This window comes from Streptomyces sp. NPDC052020 (genome assembly GCF_040680575.1).
Taxonomy (GTDB): domain Bacteria; phylum Actinomycetota; class Actinomycetes; order Streptomycetales; family Streptomycetaceae; genus Streptomyces.
In genome coordinates this window covers 234686-240907 of record NZ_JBFAWY010000010.1, presented here as the reverse complement: position 1 = coordinate 240907, position 6222 = coordinate 234686, and the positions used below count along the sequence as shown (strand labels likewise).

General features: G+C 73.0%; 5 protein-coding genes. 2 read left to right on the top strand and 3 right to left on the bottom strand.

Annotation, left to right across the window (positions count from 1 at the left end; all coding sequences use genetic code 11):
• Positions 1-828: 828 nt before the first annotated feature.
• A complete protein-coding gene (gene trpS / locus AB0L74_RS13715) occupies positions 829-1860 on the top strand; it encodes a tryptophan--tRNA ligase (RefSeq protein ID WP_365650051.1) in 1032 nt (343 codons plus the stop codon).
• 87 nt (positions 1861-1947) lie between these two features.
• Here trpS and proC read toward each other — a convergent pair whose 3' ends face one another.
• The 3 genes from proC to AB0L74_RS13700 all read right to left on the bottom strand — a co-directional run bounded on the left by proC (position 1948) and on the right by AB0L74_RS13700 (position 3775).
• Positions 1948-2760 (bottom strand): pyrroline-5-carboxylate reductase, encoded by an 813-nt coding sequence (proC, locus tag AB0L74_RS13710; protein ID WP_365650048.1) that lies wholly within the window; start codon positions 2758-2760, stop codon positions 1948-1950.
• Between the two features lie 121 nt (positions 2761-2881).
• On the bottom strand, positions 2882-3394 hold the full coding sequence (locus tag AB0L74_RS13705) for an EamA/RhaT family transporter (protein WP_365650046.1): 513 nt from the start codon (positions 3392-3394) through the stop codon (positions 2882-2884).
• A 51-nt stretch (positions 3395-3445) separates the two neighbouring features.
• Entirely contained in the window at positions 3446-3775 is a 330-nt protein-coding gene (locus AB0L74_RS13700) for an SH3 domain-containing protein (protein ID WP_365650043.1), read from the bottom strand.
• 195 nt (positions 3776-3970) lie between these two features.
• Here AB0L74_RS13700 and AB0L74_RS13695 point away from each other — a divergent pair, with 195 nt between their 5' ends.
• Positions 3971-6106: a PQQ-binding-like beta-propeller repeat protein gene (locus tag AB0L74_RS13695; RefSeq protein WP_365650040.1), complete on the top strand. Its 2136-nt coding sequence runs from the start codon at positions 3971-3973 to the stop codon at positions 6104-6106.
• Positions 6107-6222: the final 116 nt, after the last annotated feature.

Below are 6222 nucleotides of genomic sequence, written 5' to 3'. Positions count from 1 at the left end.
ACTCGGCCAGAAAATTAATTCAGCCGGTGTACACCACGAGAGCGGTGCGAGAGGAGGAATAGTCCCCTCGCACACAGCGTCCTCGCTGTGTTTTTCAAAGGAACCTCGACCATCGGTGATCCGATGGACGGGGTATCAACATATCTGGCGTTGACTTTTGGCACGCTGTTGAGTTCTCAAGGAACGGACGCTTCCTTCGTACTCACCCTCTCGGGCTTTCCTCCGGGCGCTTCCCTTCGGTGTTTCCGACTCTATCAGATCTTTTCTCGATCCGATTTCCTCGGTGCTTTCCAGGTTCCCGCTCTCGCGTTTCCCTTTCCGGCGGTTCCGACTCTATCAGATCCTTTCGGGCCTGATTCCCAGTCAGAGTGGGCTGCCTTCCCGGCCGTTGGGCCGTTCCGACGAGTGAGACTTTAGCGGATTCCCGGCTCCCGAGCTAATCGGGGGCCGCGTCCTTTCGAACGGGATTCCTCATTCCGTTAATACGCACGCCGACAGCACGACGTCAGAAACGACCGACGTCGAGAGAGGGGTGGTACTCGTGGAATGGCTGTCCGGGGACCGACCAAGATCGGCGCTCACGTCGGACAACTCGGAGAACAGTACGCATGGGAGCTGGGCGTGTCAACCTCTGGGTCCGATGCCCTCGGGAGGCGTACGGTGGAGGGCATGACGACGCGTACGTGCACCCTTCAGTGGTGGGCCGCCTGACGGCGGCCGTCCTCACGTATGCACTCACGGCCGCCGCTTCGGCGGCCGTTTTCGCATCTCCCTCCGGGGGGGGGGGCGGCCACCGGATGGCGGCGGCCCCGACCAGGAGGTGGAGAGATGACGCGCGTCTTCAGCGGGATCAAGCCGACCGGGCACCTGACGCTGGGGAACTACCTGGGGGCCATGCGGCAGTGGGCGGCGGTGGACCAGCACCGGGCGGACGCGCTGTTCTGCATCGTCGATCTGCACGCGCTGACCGTGGACCACGATCCCGCGCGGGTGCGCAGGCTCAGCCGGCAGGGGGCGTCGCTGCTGCTGGCGGCGGGGCTGGACCCGCGGCTGTGCACCGTGTTCGTACAGAGCCATGTGGACGAGCACGCGCGGCTGTCGTACCTGCTGGAGTGCGTGGCGACCGACGGAGAGATGCGGCGGATGATCCAGTACAAGGAGAAGGCCGTGCGGGAGCGGGAGCGCGGGGGGAGCGTGCGGCTGTCGCTGCTGACGTACCCCGTGCTGATGGCGGCGGACATCCTGGCCTACGGGGCCGACGAGGTGCCGGTGGGGGACGACCAGGCCCAGCACGTGGAGCTGGCGCGGGACCTGGCCGTGCGGTTCAACCAGCGGTACGGGCACACGTTCGTGGTGCCGCGGGCGACGCTTCCGCGGGTGGCGGCCCGGGTGATGAACCTTCAGGAGCCGACGTCGAAGATGGGCAAGAGCGACGATCCCGGGCCGGGGATCGTCTATCTGCTCGACGAACCGGACGTGGTGCGCAAGAAGGTCATGCGGGCGGTCACCGACAGCGGGCGGGAGGTCGTGTACGACCGGCGGGCCCGGCCCGGGCTGGCGAACCTGCTGGAGATCCTGGCCGCCTGCACGGGCGGGGACCCCTCGGAGCTGAGTGGTGCGTACGACTCGTACGGCGCCCTGAAGAAGGACACCGCGGAGGCCGTGGTCGAGGTGCTCCGGCCCTTGCGGGCGCGGCACCAGGAGCTGTGCGCGGACCCCGGCTATCTGGACGGGGTGCTGCGCGAGGGCGCGGAGAAGGCGCGGGCGATGGCGCGGCCGACCGTGGACGCCGCCTATCGCGCGATCGGGCTGTTGCCGGCCCTCTCCGACGCGGGGGCCGGGCCCGGCGCCGCGCGGTAGGCGGGCCGCGGCCGGCGGCGAGGCGCGACGCGGGGTGCCGAGCCCTGCCCCCGCGTCGGAGCCTTGCCGCCGCCCCTGCGGGCGGGGTCAGCCGTTGTTGCCGGAGGCGAGTTCGCGGCTGCGGTCACGGGCGGCTTCCAGGGCGGCGATGAGGGCGGCCCGGACGCCGTGGTTCTCCAGTTCGCGGATGGCGCTGATGGTGGTGCCGGCGGGCGAGGTGACGTTCTCGCGGAGCTTGACCGGGTGTTCGCCGCTGTCGCGCAGCATCGTCGCGGCGCCGATGGCGGACTGGACGATCAGGTCGTGGGCCTTGTCGCGGGGCAGGCCGAGCAGGATGCCGGCGTCGGTCATGGCCTCGACCAGGTAGAAGAAGTAGGCCGGGCCGGAGCCGGACAGGGCGGTGCAGGCGTCCTGCTGGGACTCGGGGACGCGCAGCGTCTTGCCGACGGCGCCGAAGATCTCCTCGGCGTGGGCGAGGTGCTCGGCGGTGGCGTGGCCGCCGGCGGAGATGACGGACATCGCCTCGTCGACGAGGGCGGGGGTGTTCGTCATGACGCGGACGACCGGGGTGCCCGGGGTGAGGCGCTCCTCGAAGAAGGCGGTGGGCACGCCGGCCGCGCCGCTGATGACCAGGCGGTCGGCGGGGACGTGCGGGGCGAGTTCGTCGAGGAGGGTGCCCATGTCCTGCGGTTTGACCGTGAGGATCAGGGTGTCGGCCATCTTGGCGGCCTCGGCGTTGGTGACCGGGGTGACTCCGTGGCGGGCGCGGAGTTCGTCGGCGCGCTCCGGGCGGCGGGCGGTGACCAGGAGGTCGGCCGGGGCCCAGCCCGCTCGGATCATTCCGCTGAGCAGGGCTTCGCCGATCTTGCCGGTGCCGAGGACTGCGACTTTCTGGGTCATGGCTGGGGGTGCCCTCCGGGAGTTGCGTCGTCGCGTTCATCCTCGCACCGGAGGGCGCGGAGGGGGGCGGATGTCCGGTGGGCGGGACGCGCGGGGTGCGGGGGTGCGGGGGTCCGGCCGGTCAGGAGCGGCGGCGCTTCCTGGTGGGGCTGCCCGAGCGGCGGGTGGTGCGCTTGTCGTGCCGGGCGCGGGCCCGCTCGTACTCGGCCCGGTGCAGCTTCTCGCCGGGGGCCTCGGTGAGGCTGCGGCAGAAGTAGGCGAGGAGGGAGCCGATGAAACCGATCGCCAGCAGGCCCCGCAGGGACGCCTGGCGTTCGGGGTCGGGGCGGCTGGTGAAGCCGGCCCAGGTGTGGCGGAAGGCCAGGGCGCCGCAGACCGCGAACATCACCACCATGAGCAGCTCGACGAGGCCGCCGACGTCGGCGAGCCGGAGCCCCTGGTAGGCGACGCGCAGGACGAGGCAGGAGGCGGCCGCCAGGACGAGGGAGCCCGCGGACACGGCGGCGCGGCGGGCGGCGTAGCCGTTGCCGTGGTCCACCCAGGTGGTGCCGAAGAACCGGATGGGCTCCGGGCGGGGGCCGGTGGGGGGCGGGGAGCCCGCGGGGGCGCCCGGGGTGCCGTTCTCTGCGCTCACGGGTCGATTATGGCGCCGGGGACGGGGACCGGCCGCGGGCTCGGGGCGGCGTCAGGCGCAGCGGGGGCGGATGTAGCCGTCGCTGCCGGTCTGGAGGTAGCTGTCCGAGACGTACTCGCCGTCGTCGATGTTGTCCCAGATGTTCGAGGTGCCGTACGGGCCCGTGACCCACGTGCCCGGGGCCTGGCAGAAGATCGGGACCTTGGCCCCCACCGGCAGCACCCGGACGATCGGGTAGCCCGTGCCGGGGCCGCTGCGCACGTTGAGGCGGACGCCCGGGGCGACCGCGTAGTAGCGCAGGGCCGTGGCCGCCGCCGTAGTGGTGGTGACGGCCTCCGGCTCGCTCCCGCCTTCGGTCTTCGCGGCATGGTCGACGGACATGGCACAACCTCCCCCGTGGGGCCCATGCCGGTGATGGGCCCGCTGATTCCCGTGATCCCGTGATTCCCGCGCGGCACGCCGCGGCACAGGAGTTCACGGCTCGCACACGGAGGCTAGCAAGCCGCCTCGGTCCCGTTCGAGTCATCGATTAGGCTCCGAGCGTCGCGCGCGGACGGACAGCACGGGGGTGGTCCCATGGCGGCATCGCACAACGCTGGAGCCAGTACGGAAGCGGAACTTCCGGAATATGCCGGGCACTATCGGCTGGAGTCCGTTCTGGGGTCGGGCGGCATGGGGGTCGTGCACCTGGCCCGCAGCTCCTCGGGCAGGAAGCTGGCGGTGAAGGTCGTCCATGCCGAGTTCGCCGAGGATCCCGAGTTCAGAGGGCGGTTCCGGCAGGAGGTGGCGGCGGCTCGGCGGGTCAGCGGTGCCTTCACCGCGCCCGTCGTGGACGCCGATCCGGAGGCCCGGCGGCCGTGGATGGCCACACTGTTCGTCCCCGGGGAAACCCTGTCGGAGCATGTGAAGCGGAACGGGCCCATGGAGGCGGCGCAGCTGCGCCGCCTGATGACCGGGCTCGCCGAGGCACTGCGCGACATCCACCGTGTCGGGGTCGTGCACCGGGATCTGAAACCGAGCAACGTGCTGCTCTCCGAGGACGGGCCGAAGGTCATCGACTTCGGGATCTCCCGGCCGGCCGACAGCGAGCTGCGCACGGAGACGGGCAAGCTGATCGGCACGCCGCCGTTCATGGCGCCCGAGCAGTTCCGCCGGCCGCGGGAGGTGGGTCCCGCGGCCGATGTGTTCGCGCTCGGGTCGGTGCTGGTGCACGCCGCGACCGGGCGCGGGCCGTTCGACTCCGACAGCCCGTACGTCGTCGCCTACCAGGTCGTCCACGACGAGCCCGATCTGACCGGCGTACCCGGCGAACTCGCTCCCCTGGTGCGGCGGTGCCTGGCCAAGGAGCCCGGTGAGCGGCCGACCCCCGACCAGCTGATGCGCGAGCTGCGGTCGGTGGCCTCCTCCTACGACACGCAGCCCTTCGTCCCGGCGCCCCGGGCCGGTGCGGAGGACACGCCCGCCGGTCCGGGGTCCGGTGCGGGGGCGGACGACGCGCCCGTTCCGGGGCCCGGCGCGGGTGAGCCGGTACCGCGGGCGGGCAGGCGGCCGGGCAAGCGGGCGGTGCTGATGAGCGGAGCGCTCGGGCTGGCCGTGCTCGGCGCGCTCGCCTCCGTCCCGCTGCTCGACAGCTCCACCGCCGCTCCCGGGAGTCCGGCCCCGCGCTCCACGGCGGACCGTTTCGGCACCTGGGCGACGGCGCCGGCGTCGGGATGGGGCGCCCCGCAGTGCGCGTACGGCGCGGGAAGGCTGCTGTGCGCGCGCCCGGGGCTGGTGTTCGCCCTCGATCCCCTCGACGGCTCCGTGCTGTGGCGGCACGCCGTGTCCCGGGCGCCGCGCGGCGGGCCGCCGGTCGTCGCCGGCGGCCTCGTACAGCCCTCGCCGGACGGGGGCCGTGGTCTGGAGGCGCTCGATCCGGCCTCCGGCCGGCCGGTGTGGCGGCGGGAGGCGCCCGAGTACGGCGGTCTGCGGATCGTCGGCGGAACGCTTCTGCTCACGGGGGCCGGCGGGCGGGTCACCGGGGTGGACGGCGCCTCGGGCGACACCGTGTGGAGCCGCCGGATACCGGGCCATGAGTCTCCGTACTTCGACTCCTTCGCGGGGGACCCGCTGGCGTACGCGACGAGCGTGTCCGCGGACGGGTCGCGCACCCGGGTCACGGCGGTGGACCCGGGCACCGGTGAGGTGCGGTGGGACGCGCGGCTGGCGGGGACGCTGAGGCTCGTCGGCGTGCGGAGCGGGTCCCCGGTCTTCGTCTCCGCCGGTCCCGTCTACGGCGAGGCGAGGGCCGTGGTGCGCTATGCGCCGGGCACCCGTGAGGTGCGGCGGGTGGCGCTGCCCGTCCCGCTGGAGCGGGCGCACGGCACCGTGCGCGGGGACGTCGTGTACCTCACGGGGGCGGGCGGATCGCTCATCGCCGTCGACCTGGCGGCCGGGCGGCAGCGGTGGAGCCTGGAGACGGGGGCGGCCCGGGCTTCCGCGCCGGTCGCCGACGGCCGCCATGTCTACCTCACCGCCCCCGACGGCCGTCTCCTCGCCGTCGACGCCGGTGACGGCAGGCTCGTCGGCCAGACCGCCGCGCGGCTCGGCGCCCGGTCCGACCGGGTCTCCGCCTCCCTGCCCGAGCCCGTCCTCGCCCTCGGCCACGTCTACGGCGCCGCTCCCGACGGCACCGTCTTCGCCGTGGACGGGAGCGATCCGTCGTCCTGGTGACGCGCGTCCCGCACGGGCGCGACCACCCGCGTCCGTCCGCGTCCCGCCGGGTCCGCGCGCGCACGGCGAAGGGCCGTCACGGGGACGGCCCTTCACCTGTGGACGGGGGTCAGCCC